The following is a 16,244-nucleotide window of genomic DNA, read 5'->3' as shown; positions in this document are numbered from 1 at the left end:
TGTCAATTATTTTTGAGAACATTGTTTCCAGTGCTTTGTAAAAAAGCCGGAAGGCAAAGATATAATCTTTTTACCTCTCAAAACAAATATTATTAAAAGTTTTTTTTCAATAATTGATATCTTTTGTCTTTCAACTCAAAGACCTATTATCGGTTACTTTTAAATCTTCAGTTTGTATAAGAACATTGCCGTTAATGCGGGTGCAAAAGTACACCTCTTTCCCGCTTTTCCAAACTTTAAAACAGGTTTTTTTTACTTTTTCTATTCCTTTACCGCTAACTATTTGACAGTAAACAATATGCTCTCAAAAAAAATTACTACTTATTTTACCTGGCTTCTTTCAAAAGGCTTTTATGTAAAAATGCCACTGTTCCGTTATGTGTCTTTACATGCATCCAGTCATGGTGCTGGCCTAAAACCAGGAGTGCATCACTAGGTGCAGCCCGGCCTATCGTAGCGGTTTCCATTCCAGGCCCCTGCCTTAAATTAGCCTGAGTTTTAACCTTCAGCACATTATCGTTAAAACTATAGGTGTAGCTGCTTTGTTGTAGTGGCGGCACCTTATATACATAGGGCAGTGGGTTTACGGCACCATACTTATAAATACCAAAGTGTAAATGCGGCACCGTAGTTTTTGCATTACCTGTATTACCTACAAAACCCAGGGTATCGCCTGCTTTTACATGAGCACCTGCCCCAACAGCAATACTATCGAGGTGAGCGTAGTATAATGACTTGCCAAACAAACCATCGCGCAGCCAAACCTGCTTCCCTCCCAGCCCGCGCTCGCCCGTATAGCTTACAGTACCGCTTGTTGCAGCAACCACAGGGGTACCACGCTTTGCAAAGATATCAATACCTTCGTGGGCGCGTGCGCCGCCGTCTCGTTCCATCCCCCAAAAGCTACCGATATCCGCATTTCCTTTTCCTGCAACGGGAAAACCGTATTGCGGGCGTTTAGTAAGGCTGATAAAAAATCCGCCCCTCGCCTTAATTTCGGGCTGTAGTGTTACCTTATATATGCCGGTTTCATTAACTACATATTCAAAAGCACTTTCGCCATTATCGTTTTGGGCAACCATTTTCCAGACGGAATCCCGCTGTTGTAACACTTCGCTAAAAACTTTTTCGGCTGCCGAATCTTTTTGTACGGCAACTTCAAGCACCTCGCCCTCCTGCAAAACTATATTATAAGTATACACCGCATTACCTTCGGGCTGAAAAAATCCTTTTTCTCCATAAGGCAATGCCACTTCAAGGCTGTCCAACTTGCTTAAGTTGTAAGCCGCCTGCCAGGGTTCAAATAGCGTTACACTGTCTTTATATGTACGTGCGTATTGCTCACGGGCAGTGGGCCGCGTAATAATATCGGTTATGGGGTTCATACTGTCGCACCCCTGGCACGCCACTATAAGGAGCGATACCACTACTGTATAGAATAAATGTTTCTTTTTCACAACGGCAATTGTGCCAATACTATGCCATTATTTTTCAAAACTACCGTCAATATCATAAATAAGCACAATAAAATGTTAACTCTTAACCATTATTTGGATACCCTTTTCATTATTTTTAACTTTAAAGTCTTACCACTTCCCTAAGGAAAAAGATGTTGAAAGTTAATTGTAATATAAAAATAAGCCCTCTGCGTTTCTTCGGAACCGCATGCGCTTCACTAATGTGTATGAATTGCAGCAATAAATTTATTGAGATACAAACCGTATTTGACCTTCCCGTAGAAAAAACAATGGCCGACCTGCTTGCGGGTTTTGATACAGATGGCGATAAGCGCATAACGAAAGACGACGCGCCAAACAAGGACTATTATTTAACCAGTACCCGGGGCGATACTGTTATATTACGCAACACCTACTACCTTAGCAACCTACTGCAGGAACTTGCCATAGCCAATGACAGCGCCCAGACAAGCCTGCTTATAACCCTGCGCCAGATACAGGAACCTCCGGCGGAACGCATATCGCGCCGTATACGCACCCAGTTTTGGGACGATCTTACCCGCACCGTAGATGAAAAAGGGCTTAACCGCATAGCCGGTGATGATAAAATGCACGATAACAGGCAGCGTGTATACGTACCGTATGATGATACTATAGGCATTGCCTACTTTAACGGACTTAAATTAAAAAAGCCAAACCTGGATGTGGTCGTACTGCCCAAAGATATTACACCGGAATATGTTCAGTCAATAAACGATGAACCGGGTATACTCGCATTAAAAATAGACCGTAATAAAGGTGTTCCGTTTGTGGTGCCGGGCGGCAGGTTTAACGAAATGTATGGCTGGGACAGCTATTTTGAAAGCATCGGGCTGCTGCTTGACTATAAGTTTGACCTGGCTAAAGGTATGGTAGACAACTTTTGCTACCAGGTGCAGCACTACGGCAAAATATTAAATGCTAACAGGTCCTATTATCTTACCCGCACACAGCCTCCTTTTTTATCGTCTTTTATAAGGGAGGTGTACCAGGCCATGCCGTTTAAGGATAAGCACTGGCTTGAAGAAAGCCTGGTTATTTGCATAAAGGAATATAATACGGTGTGGATGCAGGGCAACCGCTTTACGCCGGAGACAGGGCTTAACCGCTATTATGCCGATGGGATAGGTATACCACCAGAAACGGAAACCGGCCATTTTGACGAAATATTACTGAGGTATGCAGGAAAATATAGCCTCACGTTGCATGAATTTGAAGCGAAATACAAAAGCGGGCAAATAGAGGTGCCTGAACTGGACCGTTATTTTGTACATGATCGTACCCTGAGAGAAAGCGGGCACGACACTACCTGGAGGCTGGACAATGTAGCCGCCGACCTGAATTGTGTAGACTTGAATGCCTTACTATATAAGTATGAAAAAGATTTTGAATTTTTAATAGGTACCTATTTTAAAGACGGGCTGACAGGCCTTGACGGTATTACCTATACCGCCGCTTGTTTTAAGCAAAAGGCAGACCATAGAAAAGAGCTAATGCATACATATATGTGGGATGAAAAGGCAAATTGCTATTTTGATTATAATGTAGAAACACAGCAGCGCACAGATTTTATGTCGGCTACTAATTTTTTTCCGCTATGGGCAGGGCTGTGTACGGAGGATGAAGCAGCGAGCATGGTTACCATTTTGATGTCTGAATTGAAAGCGGAAGGCGGGTTTTTAGGTTCATCTGAAAAAAGCGTGAGAAAATATGCTACAAATAATGTGCAGCGGCAATGGGACTACCCTAACGGATGGGCACCGCACCAGATGATGCTATGGAAAGGCCTGCTTGATTATGGTTATGAACATGAAGCTTACGAAATGATTTACCGCTGGATGTTTATGATAACCAAAAACGCAGTAGATTATAATGGCACGATACCCGAAAAATATGATGTGGTACAGGCCTCGCATAAGGTATATGCAGAGTATGGCAATGTGGGTACTGATTTTGCTTACATAACCCGCTCCGGATTTGGGTGGATGAATGCCAGCTACCAGTATGGAATGCACCTGCTACCCCAGGAACTTATAAAAAAACTTGACGCGCTGGAAGAACCGGATGTAGTATTTGGATTTCAGAATTAAGATTTAAGATTTCAAATTAAGCTTAACCCGGATAAATTAGAATATTCAAAATTGTAATGACTACAATTGAAGCTCACCCTCAAATCTTAAATCTTCACTCTTAAATATTTATTGCGCCTCATACCGCTCCATTTCGCGGTCGTAGAATAAGTTGGCCGCATTGATAAGGCCTTCCATTTCGGCATTCAGCTCATTTTCATCAAGGTCATCCGGCTCTTCCAGAAACTCTACCTCATCGTCTTTAAGGTTAATGATAAAGCGTGGGTAATCAAGGTGCACAATAAAAATATCTTCAGGAAAATCGGTATTATCGCCTAATATAAATTTTGGTAATTCCATTTTTATTCGAAAGTTTAAAATTAAAAGTTTTATAAAGTGGCCAGTGGTTTGGTTTCTATTTCGATGACCTGAGCCTTTTTACCAGTACGAATTAATTTATTTGCAAGGTAATTAAAGCGAAGGTACAAAAATATTGCCGCTGTGGTAAGGCTTGCCAATAATCCAATCCAAATTCCCGTTGCTTTTAGCGGGGTGTATAGTCCTAAGTAAAAAGACAGCGGGAAACCTATTACCCAGTAGGCCGCAAACGTAATAAGCGTAGGCACCTTTACATCCTGCACTCCGCGAAGCGCGCCCAGCACTACTACCTGCACCCCGTCACTTAACTGAAAGACCGCTGCTACGATAAGCAACTGGCTGGAAATGGCGAGTACCTCAACATTATCTTTTGCATCAAGCACATTTTCTATATTTACAAAATAAACCGGCAGTACGTTATGGAGCACCAAAAATAGCAGCGCAAAAACCGTTTCTATAATTATAGCCATTAAAAAAACAGAGCGGGCTACGGTGCGCAGCTTCACAAAATTTTGCAGGCCCTTTTGGTTGCCTACTCTTACCATGGCCGCCACGCTAAGCCCCATGGCAAACATAAACGTCATGCTGGCAAGGCTAAGCGCTATCTGGTTAGCCGCCTGGCTCGTGGTGCCTAAAAAGCCAGATAGCCATATCGCCGCGGTAAACAGTGCCACTTCAAACAGCATTTGCATACTGCTGGGCAGGCCCAGGCTAATAATTTTTTTTATCATGCTGCCTTTAATTTCGCTAAAGCTAAAACCTTTAAAATACTTTCCCAGTTTTTTATGGTTGGCTATGGCAAAGTGCATAAATATAAGCATGGCCACGCGCGACAACACTGTACCATAAGCCGCGCCCATCATGCCCAGCTTTGGGACGAACCATACTCCGTATATCAGGGCATAATTAATGGGTATATGTATAACATTGCTAAACACCACGGCATACATTGCATATTTGGTTAACGACATGCCATCTGTAAATTGTTTGTAGGCCTGAAATATAACCATGGGTATTAGTGAAATGGCTACCCAGGTAATAAACGGAGATGCCAGGGCTATAACTTCGGCAGGCTGTTTCATGAGGTGCATTAAGGGTTTGCCCAATTCTACTGCCCCAAACAGCAATAGCCCTAACAATGTACACAAAAATAATCCATTATGAAAAACGGAGCGTACGGCAGTGTCGTCTTTAGCGCCGTCGCCCTGGGCCACTATGGGTGTAATGGCCGTGCTAAAACCTATGCCCGCGCTCATGGCTATAAACACAAAACTATTGGCCAGAGATACCGCTGCAAGCTGCCTGCTGCCCAGGTGCCCTACCATAATATTGTCTACCAGTCCCATAATATTATGTCCCAGCATGCCCAGTATAACTGGGTATGCCAGCGTAAAATTTGTACGGAACTCCTTTGTGTATAGTGTTAATGCCACGTTAATAAAATTGATGCGCAAAGGTAGCTATTTTACGTACAAAATAATTTATATGCACGCCTAATTAATTACAAATCAGCACCTGATGTAAGGTAAGTCTTAATTTTATTATTTCATTTGCATTAAATTAACAATATATTGTAATAATCTGTAGTCCATAGCTGTAATTTTGGCTTACTAATACTAACAAATGAAGCCATGAAAACTAAGATGAATTTTAAAGGGATGCTGCTTGCAGCAATGATGACTATGGGTGTAACGGCGTTTGCACAGGATATTACAGGAACCGGTAACGCTGACCTTGACGAAAATTACACACAAGGTTTCCGCCTTGGGTTTGCTGTAAACGGTAGCCTTGCTACAGGCGATTATTTTGACTGGGGCCTGGGTGGTGATGTAAGGCTGCAATATGACCTGAGCAAAAAAACATCGCTTACACTTACCACAGGTTTTACTAACCTTTTTGCCAAAGACGACATTAAAGACCTGGGCTACATACCCGCTAAGCTGGGTTTTAAGGCCTTTGTATGGGAAGATCGCCTGTATTTATTAGGTGAAGCAGGTGCTGCATTTGCCGTAACTAATGATTATGACGAAACCTCTTTTATATGGGCGCCGGGCCTTGGGTATGCGGCTGACCCTATAGACATCAGCATCCGCTATGAAGGTACAAATGATTTTCATACCGACCAGATAGCGCTGCGCATAGCCTACGGATTTAAATTATAAATCACGTATATACAACCTAAGTACAAAATAATGCTGACAGAACCTGCAATACAACATTGCAGGTTTTTTTATACCTTTATATATATAATGGTTAAAATGAAACTCTTTATAATAGACTGGTGCGCGGATGGAGCCTCTGCCCTGCTTACCCACTGCACCGAATCGGCACATATAGTTATAGGCCATGAGCTGCATGATGGCGCAGAGGCTTATAAAAAAACGGGCACAGATAAGCCCGACGCAATTATTATAAACTATGCTGCACAGCCACTGCATGGCCGCGTTACTGCTGAAAGCATCCGCAAGCGCAAAACAACCGCACAAATACCCATTTATTTTATTGATGGTGATGAAGAAGATAACGAAAAGGCAGCAAATTTGGGGCTTTGCCTGAGTATGGAGGAGTTAAATGATTTTTTGGGGAATTAGGCCTCACTGCAACCCCTCCCAAGGAGAGGAAGCATCCTGACCCGATTGTACGCCAGGCGGTGTAACAGCATCAGATGACTGACTTTGGACCTCGGAATTCAGACTCAGGCCTCGGAATTAACAATAAAACCTAAACCACAAACTATTTTTCCTCATTCTCGAGCTTCTTTTTATACACATTTATATTTTCCATAACCTCCTCATCAACTTCCGGCTCGTGGAAGTTGTATTTTTCAAGTTCGTTTAAAATAGCTTTAGCTACCAGCAGGCGCGCCATTTTTTTATCGTCGGCGGGTATGGCATACCACGGCGCGTGCGGTTTACTGGTGTTACTAATGGCACTTTCATAATATTTTTGGTAATCTGCCCATAGTTCCCGTTCATCAAGGTCGGCAGGGCTAAATTTCCAGTTGTGGCTGGTAAGTTCCAGCCTTCGCAGCAGGCGCTGGCGCTGCTCTTCTTTACTTATGTTAAGGAACAACTTTATAACGATTGTACCGTTTAGTGTTATGTGCTCCTCGAAGTTATTAATCTGGTTAAAGCGCTCTTGCCAAAAATCATCAGGTATATCTTTAACATCCTCAATACCGGGCAGGTTTTCAGTTAGCAAATACTCCGGGTGCACACGGGTAACCAGCACATTTTCGTAATGCGACCGGTTAAATACCGCAAACTTTCCACGCTCGGGCAACGCTATATAATGGCGCCACAGATAATCGTGTTTCAGTTCGCGTTCTGATGGTTTTTTAAAGCTGTACACCATTACACCGCGCGCGTTAAAGTTTTTAAATACCTGTTTTATAAGGCTGTCTTTTCCGCTTGTATCCATGCCCTGCAGTACTATCAGCACGGCATACCTATTATTGGCATACATCTTTTCCTGCAGGTCGGCAATCTTTTTCCTTATGTCTTTCAGCTCCTCTTTCTTTTTATCGTCAGATGCTTTTATGTTAAGGTTGGTAGGGAAATTTTCGAGGCTAAATGGCGGGGTAACCTTAAAATCTTTTGGGTTGATATCCTTCATTAGTAATTTACGTTATCTTTATCTATAAATGTATTAAATATAACAACGCCTTGCTTGAGGTAAAACATAAGATTATGCAAAAGTTTACGCTGGAACTGCTGTTCCGCATTATAGGTATCGGGTCGGCATCGGGACTCATTTACCATGAAAATGCCCTGTACCTGGTAGCTGATAATAGCCATTTGGTTTACAACTATAATATAGAGACAAAAGCGCTTGATAAAACCAGCCTTGTAAATAAAGAATACGCGGGAGCACTCGAAAATGTTCCTAAAGCCGACAAGCCCGATTATGAAGCCATAGCCATAAAAGATGACAGCTTGTACGTTTTTGGATCAGGCTCTGCAGACAACCGCAACCTTATCGGCCACATGAATATAAAAACCAAAGAAGTGTACCCTCATATTGATGCGGCCGACCTGTACCTTGCCATGCAGTCGTTTGGCGAAATAAGCCCTGAAGATTTTAATATAGAAGGTGCGGTGAACGATGGCGACACCTGGTATTTGCTGAACCGCGGCAACGGACCTAAAAAGGTAAACGGCATCTTTACGCTTAATGGTACTATAAACACTACATTTTTCCAGATTATATACAACCCCATAAAGCTACCCAGGATAAACGGCGTGCAGGCTACTTTTACCGATGGCACTATAGCTAACGGCAAACTGTACTTTATAGCTGCCGCCGAAAATACGGCATCGACTTACTTAGACGGCGATGTGGCAGGAACAGTCCTTGGCAGGATAAATCTGGATAAGATGAAGGTGGAAAAAACAGTGGTCATATCCGAGAAAAATAAATTTGAGGGAATTACTTTATATAAAGAGAATGCAAAGACACTGGAATTTTTATTATGTGAAGATACCGATAATGATGCAACGGAGACAGAGGTGTATAAGTTGACCGTGAAGAAGTGATTTTTTTAGTGGTCAGTGTTCAGTCACAGTAGGCAGTAGCTTCAGTCAAATAGCCCTCCTCCCTGTCAGATGGCTATCATAACTTTCTGAAGGAAAAGGAAGCCAACGGACAAATACAAAGCACTGTTTCAAAAGAGTGAAGCAGCGCCTCCCCCTTTGGGGAGGGCTGGGAGTGGAACTGAACTGCTACTGAACACTGACCACTAAAAAAAATGCAAACTTTTTTCACTCCCTCCCAACCTTTTCACCTTAAACGTGCTCTATATAAAAAAACCGACTTTAAAGTGATTGAAGAAACACTAATAACAGCATGCAGGAAAATGCACCGCGACGCGCAGCGCAAGGTGTACGACCTTATGGCGCCCAAGCTGTACCATACCTGCAAGCGGTATTTAAAGAGCGAGGAAGAAATTGAGGAGGTAATAGCCGACGCGTTCTTTACCATTTTCACAAAGCTTGACCAGCTGAAGGAAAGCAAGGCGTTTGAGGCATGGGCGCGCAAAATAGCCGTAAATATATGCTTGCTTACGCTAAAGCGCAAAGTAAATTTTAATATTTATATAGAAGACATGGCCCGTAGCGCCGAACCGTCTGAAATGCACGATACAGGGCTTGAAGAAGAAGACCTGCTTAACCTGCTGACGTACCTGCCCGAGGGCTGCCGTACCGTTTTTAACCTTTTTGCCATTGAGGGGTTTTCGCATAAGGAGATAGCAGTAATGCTTAACATTAGCGAAGGCACATCAAAATCGCAGCTTAATGCCTCGCGAAGCAAACTGAAGGAATTAGTAAACAATGTTTATTACCAAAACGAGAAAAACAGCCATGGAAAATCACGATAAAATATACAAGCAGTTTGAAACTGCCGCCCGCAACAGCGAAGATAAAAAAGGTTTTGACCGTATGGATGCGGTGTGGAACCGCGTTGAAGAAAAACTGGACCGTAACAAAGAGCGCCGCGCCGCCAGGCTTTGGAAGTATACCGGCATAGCCGCCCTGCTGTTGCTGTTTGTTACCATAGGTTTTGAAATGACTAAAAGTAAAAACACTTTAGAACCAAATGTTAATCCTGAACAAAATATAACGGTTATTGATACACAAAAGGTTAAGGAAGCATTTCCGCCAAAAACGGAATTGCATAATGCGCAAGAGCAGGTTGTAGTTAGTGAGCTTAATAATCAAACAGTTGGAAGCACCAATGCGCTAAAAGACGATAAAGTTCTTGGCACTAACGGCAGTTACATTGTAGAAGGTGATTCAGTACATTTTACAGCAAAAAGAAAAATTGGCAAAGTTTGGAGTTCAAGAAGTGATAAAAGTACTGCTTGGATTAGAGACAATAGTGAAAAGACTGCCGCTGAGGAAGCACCCAAGGCAGAGGAATTAGCCAAATCAAAAGAAACAACATGGGCAGATAAGGAGACCGCAACTACCAATTATACAGGCATTATTATCGAGAACTCGACTGGCCTGCCGCTGCCGGGGGTTACTGTTATAGTAAAACGTACAGCAAATACTGTGCAAACCGACCTTGATGGTAAATTTTCCATCCAGGCACAAAAAGGCGAAATATTAGCAATTAGTTATATAGGTTTTCAAACACAGGAAATAAAACTTGGCGATAAGTTAGCGCTGAATATAATGCTGCAAGAAGATGCGTCAACGCTTGAAGAAGTAGTAGTGGTGGGTTACGGAACTACTGTTAAAGAGGCGTTTACAGGTTCGGCAACTAAAATTGATGCAAAAGACCTTGAGTTTAAAACACCATCTGACAACTCAGGATTTATAAAGGGCGACATTGCTGCGGGCTATAGCACCACCAGCAAAGGATATGACGATACAAACTCGAAAGTGGGTGTTATCATCAGACCAAAAGTTACCCAAAACAACCTGCAGGGCATCGCCTTAAAAAGCCTGTCGGAACGTGCAAAAGAAGATGGCAAAAAAGCCCTGGCAGTGTATGACATTACAGTAGGTGTAAACTATGAATTAGAAAAAGAAGCAGAAAAGCCGGTAGCTTCTACGGGCGGGTTAGGCGCTATACGGGCTAACAGCAACCCGCTGTACATCATCAATGGTACCGAGGTAAACCCTGATATTATTGACCAGATTGACCCTGCATATATAAAATCGTTTAAGGTTATTAAAGAAACCGAGGCCGTAAAACTATATGGCGGCAAGGCGGCTAACGGTGCTATAATCGTGAAAACAAAAAAACTGGGTGGTGCCAAAAAGAAAAAATTTGAAGAACTGGTACAGGAGTATAAGCTATCTGATAAAGACCTTAATACCTATGATGGTTACTCTAAAATTCCGGTTGATTCAGAAGAGTACGGTGTGTTTGAAGAAAACAAGTTTGAAAGCCCCGTTACTACTCCCCTTTCAACTTTTTCGATAGATGTTGATAATGCTTCTTATACTAATGTAAGGCGGTTCATCAATATGGGGCAAATGGTACCTAAAGATGCCGTGCGTGTGGAGGAGATGATTAACTTCTTTAAATACGATTACCCCCAACCCAAGGGCGACGACCCTTTTTCTATAAATACCGAGTACAGCGAATGCCCGTGGAACCCCCAGCACAAACTGCTAAAAATAGGCCTTAAAGGCAAAGAATATAAAAAACGTGACCTGCCGTCGAGCAACTTTGTGTTCCTTATTGATGTATCGGGCTCTATGGCCGATGCCAATAAACTGCCCATGCTGAAAAAGAATATGAAGGTACTGGTAGAAAAAATGCGCAGCGAAGACCAGATTGCCATAGTAGTGTATGCCGGTGCTGCCGAAGTGCTGCTGCCCTCTACAAGCGGCGATGAAAAACAGGTAATACTGAACGCACTGAGCAAACTTGAGGCTAACGGCACCACAGCCGGCGGCGACGGCATAAAGCTGGCCTACGAAACCGCTGAAGAAAATTTTATCGAAGATGGTAATAACCGCGTGATTATGGCTACCGATGGCGATTTTAACGTAGGTGCTTCATCTGATGCCGAAATGGAAACACTTATTGAGGAAAAGCGTAAAAGTGGCGTATTCCTTACCTGCCTTGGCTACGGTATGGGTAATTATAAAGACAGCAAGCTGGAAACCCTGGCCGATAAGGGCAACGGCAACTATGCCTACATTGATACCGATGAGGAAGCCGACCGTTTTCTGGGCAAAGAGTTTGTTGGCTCTATGTATGCCATAGCTAAGGACGTGAAGATACAGATAGAGTTTAACCCGCTGCACGTGCAGTCGTACAGGCTGATTGGCTATGAAAACCGTAAACTTAACGATGAGGATTTTGCTAACGACAGTGTAGATGCCGGCGAACTGGGCAGCGGCCATACGGTAACCGCGCTGTATGAAATTATTCCACAGGGGGTAAAAAGCAGCTTTGCGGTGGCAGCCGACCTGAAGTACAGCAACACGGGGCCTAGAAATTCGGCTACTTATCAGGACGAGCTGGCTACTATAAAATTCCGCTACAAAAAGCCGGATGGCGATGTAAGCAAACAGATAACAGCGATTATTCCCGATAAGTTTAAAAGCCTTGATGATGCTTCGGGCGACTTTAAATTTGCCGCAGCAGTAGCGTGGTTTGGCCTTAAGCTGCGGGACAGTAAGCTGGTGCCGGATAAAAAAGCGGCCGCTATAATTCAGCTTGCCCGTGATGCCAACCTTAAAGATAAGGAGGGCTATCGGGAGGAATTTATCAACCTTGTAAACAGGGTGGAATAGCAGGCAGCGGGTAGTTGGCAGGAGCTTCACTCGAGCTGGAAACTGTATTAATGGTTGCGACTGAACACTGAACACTTTCAAAAATTTGTATATATTTGCGCCCTAACCAACGCTTTATGTACAAAAAAATACTCTACCCGGCCCTTGCAATTTTTACTGCCTGGTTTTTTGCCGAGGGCATACCGGTGGCTACTTTTGAGAGCGCCAGTACATTTTTATCATTGCTTGGAGCCATAGTATTTTGTGTTCTTGTAGTGATGTCGCTTTTTCAGTTCGCCTTAAAAAAACCAGAAGAACCGTCTGAAAATGCACAAGCCGAAGGTTGCATGATAATGCTGCTCATTTTAGTATCGCTGTTTGGTTATGGTGCGTTTTTGGTATACCACGGCATAGAAAGGACAAAAAATGAACTCAAAGAACACGGCATATTTACCATTGCAACAATTAAAGACGGATCGTCATTTAAAACCCGCAGGTTTGACGATACAGAACTTACCGTAACCTTCAAGAATAAAAATGGTGAGACTACCGTGGCAACCGTTGAAATTTCGGCCAGCCAATTTGATAAGTATTACAAAGACCAGGAGGTACCTGTTGTATATTCTGAAAGGTACCCGAGCATCGTTAAAATATTAGAAGGCAATGAGGACATGAACGAATATGCAAATGAGGATTTTCGCGATATAAACCTTAAGGACCTTAAAACTATTTTTGAACTTACCACCCCTAAAAATATTAACAACTACCTCAATAAGCTGGGGCCGGAGTGGAAATATGAGCGCTCCTATACAGACAGTAGCGATACCTACGTAAATGAAATCAAGCAAAGTGGCATAAAAATATCGGGTAACGAAATAACCTACATGCTTCCCGGCGGTGCCGATTCAAAGGCGTTTGACAAGGATGCCCTTTCACAGGGCTTTGAAAAAATTGAAGGCGATAAAAATGATATTGCCGGCCGTTTATCGCAGGAACGGCTTTTTGTAAATAAAGACTATATGCTGGTAATACGCTACCAGACAATAATGCCTGAAAGAAATGGCGGCGTGCCCAATTATGAAACTGTAGAAGTACCTCGGAGCATAGGTGTGGTAACGCTTATCAAACAATAAACACATTATACCAAAAGCGATTGAATTATAAAAAATAAACTCCCTGTGGCGGTGAGCCCACAAGGAGTTTTAGGATATATATAGCAATTGTTATTTGTTACTGGTAAGCGCGTTGTTTTCAGCAGCCTCAGGCAGTGGTGTAAACATATCAGTGAGAAAAGCGTCCAGGCACTCCATATTTTGTTGCGCTATGCCTTCGGTTTTAAGTTTGGTACCGTCCATAAAATATTTCTCAGCAGAATTAGCCCTGGTAGTGGCCTGCATGGGACCATATTTTTCGAGTATTTTTAAGTTTCTTATTTTCACCACATAACCGTAAGGGTCAGTTAATACTATGAAGCTGAATTTCAGTGGGTTTTTCATAAGTCCGGTACCGCCGTCGCAGGTATTTTGCACTTCTACTCCCATACCTTTATACATATTATCCATAAAGCCGCCTACTTTAAGGCCGGGTTGCCTATCAAGCATTGCAACAATATTTGCATTTTGCGAATCGAATTTTTTTTGCCAAACAATGTCATCTCCATCAGCCTTGAACCCGGTTTGAGCGAATGCAGGAAGACAAAACAGTAGTAATAGTATCGTTTTCATAATAGTAATTTTTAGTGTTTTTACATGGTTTTGAAGCGTCATTAAGCATTATCATTTAATTGTTTTACAAAGTTACCCATCAAAAAAAAAGAGATTGACAAAAAAAAGTGAATTATGACAAATTTGTGACTATATTATAATTATAGGTTAAAAGTGGCATTTTACAAACCTATACAGATTTTGCAAAGCCTTAAGAATACTTTACCATAACCTTACCAGTAAAAGGGCAAACTTAGTGGTACCTTTATGTAATTACATATAAAAAATACAAACATGGGACTATCAAGAGACACATATCAAAAACAAAACTTTAGTAAGTATGACGCTTCGGGTACGGATCCTAACCGTTATTCCTCTGTAAGCAGTGCAGCAGAAGCTGACGGTTACCTGTATAAGAGTAAAAAGAGCATAGTGCCGGGCTTCAGGGTAAATGTGGGTAAAACCGAACGTATTTTAATGATAGCCGCGGGCTCTTACCTACTGTACCGTGCCTTAACAAAAAAAGACAGGCAAAAAACAGCCGAAGCTGTTACAGCAGGCACCATGCTCTTCAGGGGTGTTACAGGCTACTGCCCTGCCTACGATGCCATTAACAGCACGGGTGTAATGGAAGGTAGTAATATTAAAATCAATACCTCCTTTACCGTTAATAAACCGGCAAACGAGGTATATGCTGCTTGGCGTAACCTGGAGAACCTTCCGTTTTTCATGACACATATAAAAAGCATACAGCCCCTCAACCAATATATAAGCGAATGGACTGCCGAACTGCCAAACGTGCCCGGAGCCGAAGTAAGCTGGAAAGCCGAAATACTAATGGATGAGCCTGGCGAACTGCTAAGCTGGCATTCTATGCCGGGCAGTACTATAGACAATGCAGGTAAAATTTATTTTACCACAGTAGGCGATGCCACCGAAGTAAATGTTCTGATTAGCTACCGTGCGCCACTCGGCAAGCCCGGCGAACTGGCTGCAAAGCTACTTAACCCGGTGTTTGAGCGTATGGTAGAAAAAGACATTAAAAACTTTAAGGAATATATGGAGACAGGAGTAGTAGAAAGTTAAATCTGTTTTTAGATATTGGTTTAAAATCTTAACAACACAACACCAAAAATGATGAGGCTGCCCTTAACAGGTGGCCTTTTCTGTAAATTTCAATTAGGATGCGTTTAACGATTCAATATACCCTGAAATTCATCGAGAAAAGCAAGTTGACGCTCATTTATTAGCCGCGACGCTTCGGTATAGGTAAACCACCCTGCCTTATCTATTTCAGGAAATGATGTCATTTTACCCGACTTTGGCGGCCAGGCTACCTCAAAGGTGTTGCAGGTAATGTTAGCAGGGTCAAGGTTGCCCGCTGCTGCCCATGCATGTACGGTTTTGCCACCCTTTTGTGTAATAGGTTTTAAAGGAAAATAGGGTTCTATAGGAGTGTATCCGGTTTCTTCGGTAAATTCGCGAATGGCGCAGTTAATCAGGTCTTCGCCATCATTAGGTTCACCTTTTGGTATTGTCCACCAGCCTTCATTTTTCTTTGTGAAAAAAGGCCCGCCGGGATGGACAAGGAAAAACTGCGGTTCGCCCACATCCAACCTGTAAAGTAATATACCGGCACTGGTTTTCATAGCTATGCGCTCAACGTATAATGGCCATTGTGGTTCTTAAAATAATCTTCGGCAACTTTGCCAAAGCGTGACATTACGTTATAGTTAAACGCACCGCCCACTGCCGCACCTATCCCGAAGGGTATGAGGGTGCCAAGGGCTACCCCTCCCCTTTTAGCGCCATATTTAGTTACCAGCTTAAGCCCTATCTTTTGCTGCATACGGTTGCGTATCCTGTCGGTTATATGCTGGTCAAAATGGTTTACTGTAATTTTTTCGCCTAGTGACAGCTCTGCATTTTCAGGTATAACCACACCGCTCCACAGGCCTAATATCAGTGTAAAACGGCCCTCAAAATCATCTTCTGTATCCTGCCCGTATATAAGTCCGGTGCCGTATGTTAACGAAGCCATCCAGCGTAGCATTAGTAGCACTTCCGCCGAAATACTTCCCGCCTCAACCGCTATCTGGGCTACGGTACCCAGGCCGGGTATTACGCCGGGCAACGCGCTTACCACACCCACACCGGTATACTTTCTGCGTACTTGTATAAGGTACAGCCTTCCCAGTTCTGTGGGAGATTTTCCTGGGCTTTTCAACTTAAGCAACTCTATTTCTCCCCGCACCTGTGCAAAGGGCGGAATCAGTTTTTTTATGAGGGCGTAAAATTCCATAGGTTTAAAGATAGCAATTTTAAAGTGTAGGCTAAAGGTTTTTAAGAGTGTGTTGGGAA

15 protein-coding genes are annotated in these 16,244 nt (G+C 42.9%); 8 read left to right on the top strand and 7 right to left on the bottom strand.

The features are described 5' to 3' along the window. Positions 1 to 326: 326 nt before the first annotated feature. Positions 327 to 1,457 (bottom strand): peptidoglycan DD-metalloendopeptidase family protein, encoded by a 1,131-nt coding sequence (locus ACLI09_RS09500; protein ID WP_411419371.1) that lies wholly within the window; start codon positions 1,455 to 1,457, stop codon positions 327 to 329. 227 nt (positions 1,458 to 1,684) lie between these two features. On the opposite strand from ACLI09_RS09500, the gene ACLI09_RS09495 reads away from it, so the two are divergent. Further along, entirely contained in the window at positions 1,685 to 3,586 is a 1,902-nt protein-coding gene (locus ACLI09_RS09495) for a trehalase family glycosidase (RefSeq protein ID WP_411419370.1), read from the top strand. 108 nt (positions 3,587 to 3,694) lie between these two features. Here the strand turns inward: ACLI09_RS09495 and ACLI09_RS09490 are convergent, their stop codons facing one another. Both ACLI09_RS09490 and ACLI09_RS09485 read right to left on the bottom strand, forming a co-directional pair. Then, a complete protein-coding gene (locus ACLI09_RS09490) occupies positions 3,695 to 3,925 on the bottom strand; it encodes a hypothetical protein (protein WP_411419369.1) in 231 nt (76 codons plus the stop codon). Positions 3,926 to 3,954: 29 nt separating this feature from the next. Next, positions 3,955 to 5,376: an MATE family efflux transporter gene (locus tag ACLI09_RS09485; protein ID WP_411419378.1), complete on the bottom strand. Its 1,422-nt coding sequence runs from the start codon at positions 5,374 to 5,376 to the stop codon at positions 3,955 to 3,957. 198 nt (positions 5,377 to 5,574) lie between these two features. On the opposite strand from ACLI09_RS09485, the gene ACLI09_RS09480 reads away from it, so the two are divergent. Continuing rightward, positions 5,575 to 6,105, top strand: a complete 531-nt coding sequence (locus ACLI09_RS09480) for a hypothetical protein (RefSeq protein ID WP_411419368.1) — start codon at positions 5,575 to 5,577, stop codon at positions 6,103 to 6,105. Between the two features lie 96 nt (positions 6,106 to 6,201). Continuing rightward, positions 6,202 to 6,534: a hypothetical protein gene (locus tag ACLI09_RS09475; protein WP_411419367.1), complete on the top strand. Its 333-nt coding sequence runs from the start codon at positions 6,202 to 6,204 to the stop codon at positions 6,532 to 6,534. Between the two features lie 142 nt (positions 6,535 to 6,676). Here ACLI09_RS09475 and ACLI09_RS09470 read toward each other — a convergent pair whose 3' ends face one another. Then, on the bottom strand, positions 6,677 to 7,558 hold the full coding sequence (locus ACLI09_RS09470; protein ID WP_411419366.1) for a PPK2 family polyphosphate kinase: 882 nt from the start codon (positions 7,556 to 7,558) through the stop codon (positions 6,677 to 6,679). A gap of 74 nt (positions 7,559 to 7,632) precedes the next feature. On the opposite strand from ACLI09_RS09470, the gene ACLI09_RS09465 reads away from it, so the two are divergent. The 4 genes from ACLI09_RS09465 to ACLI09_RS09450 all read left to right on the top strand — a co-directional run bounded on the left by ACLI09_RS09465 (position 7,633) and on the right by ACLI09_RS09450 (position 13,313). Next, positions 7,633 to 8,478: a DUF6929 family protein gene (locus tag ACLI09_RS09465; protein ID WP_411419365.1), complete on the top strand. Its 846-nt coding sequence runs from the start codon at positions 7,633 to 7,635 to the stop codon at positions 8,476 to 8,478. Positions 8,479 to 8,798: 320 nt separating this feature from the next. After that, positions 8,799 to 9,320, top strand: a complete 522-nt coding sequence (locus ACLI09_RS09460) for an RNA polymerase sigma factor (protein ID WP_411419377.1) — start codon at positions 8,799 to 8,801, stop codon at positions 9,318 to 9,320. After that, positions 9,304 to 12,201, top strand: coding sequence for a YfbK domain-containing protein (locus tag ACLI09_RS09455; protein WP_411419364.1), 2,898 nt, complete (start codon positions 9,304 to 9,306; stop codon positions 12,199 to 12,201). Before ACLI09_RS09460 ends, ACLI09_RS09455 begins: the two co-directional genes overlap by 17 nt. Before the next feature lie 116 nt (positions 12,202 to 12,317). Continuing rightward, the gene (locus ACLI09_RS09450) at positions 12,318 to 13,313 is read left to right on the top strand and encodes a hypothetical protein (protein WP_411419363.1); all 996 of its coding nucleotides are present in this window, start codon (positions 12,318 to 12,320) and stop codon (positions 13,311 to 13,313) included. Between the two features lie 90 nt (positions 13,314 to 13,403). Here ACLI09_RS09450 and ACLI09_RS09445 read toward each other — a convergent pair whose 3' ends face one another. Continuing rightward, positions 13,404 to 13,904, bottom strand: coding sequence for a hypothetical protein (locus tag ACLI09_RS09445; protein ID WP_411419362.1), 501 nt, complete (start codon positions 13,902 to 13,904; stop codon positions 13,404 to 13,406). Between the two features lie 273 nt (positions 13,905 to 14,177). Here ACLI09_RS09445 and ACLI09_RS09440 point away from each other — a divergent pair, with 273 nt between their 5' ends. After that, on the top strand, positions 14,178 to 14,969 hold the full coding sequence (locus tag ACLI09_RS09440) for an SRPBCC family protein (protein ID WP_411419361.1): 792 nt from the start codon (positions 14,178 to 14,180) through the stop codon (positions 14,967 to 14,969). A 104-nt stretch (positions 14,970 to 15,073) separates the two neighbouring features. On the opposite strand, the gene ACLI09_RS09435 is transcribed toward ACLI09_RS09440, so the two are convergent. Both ACLI09_RS09435 and ACLI09_RS09430 read right to left on the bottom strand, forming a co-directional pair. Continuing rightward, the gene (locus ACLI09_RS09435) at positions 15,074 to 15,532 is read right to left on the bottom strand and encodes an NUDIX domain-containing protein (RefSeq protein WP_411419360.1); all 459 of its coding nucleotides are present in this window, start codon (positions 15,530 to 15,532) and stop codon (positions 15,074 to 15,076) included. A 2-nt stretch (positions 15,533 to 15,534) separates the two neighbouring features. Beyond that, entirely contained in the window at positions 15,535 to 16,185 is a 651-nt protein-coding gene (locus tag ACLI09_RS09430) for a hypothetical protein (RefSeq protein ID WP_411419359.1), read from the bottom strand. Positions 16,186 to 16,244: the final 59 nt, after the last annotated feature.

This window comes from Flavobacterium sp. RHBU_24, from assembly GCF_046613695.1.
In the GTDB taxonomy this organism is placed as follows: Bacteria; Bacteroidota; Bacteroidia; order Flavobacteriales; family Flavobacteriaceae; genus Flavobacterium.
The sequence above is the reverse complement of the archived record's forward strand: the minus strand, read 5'-3'. Positions and strand labels throughout refer to the sequence as shown.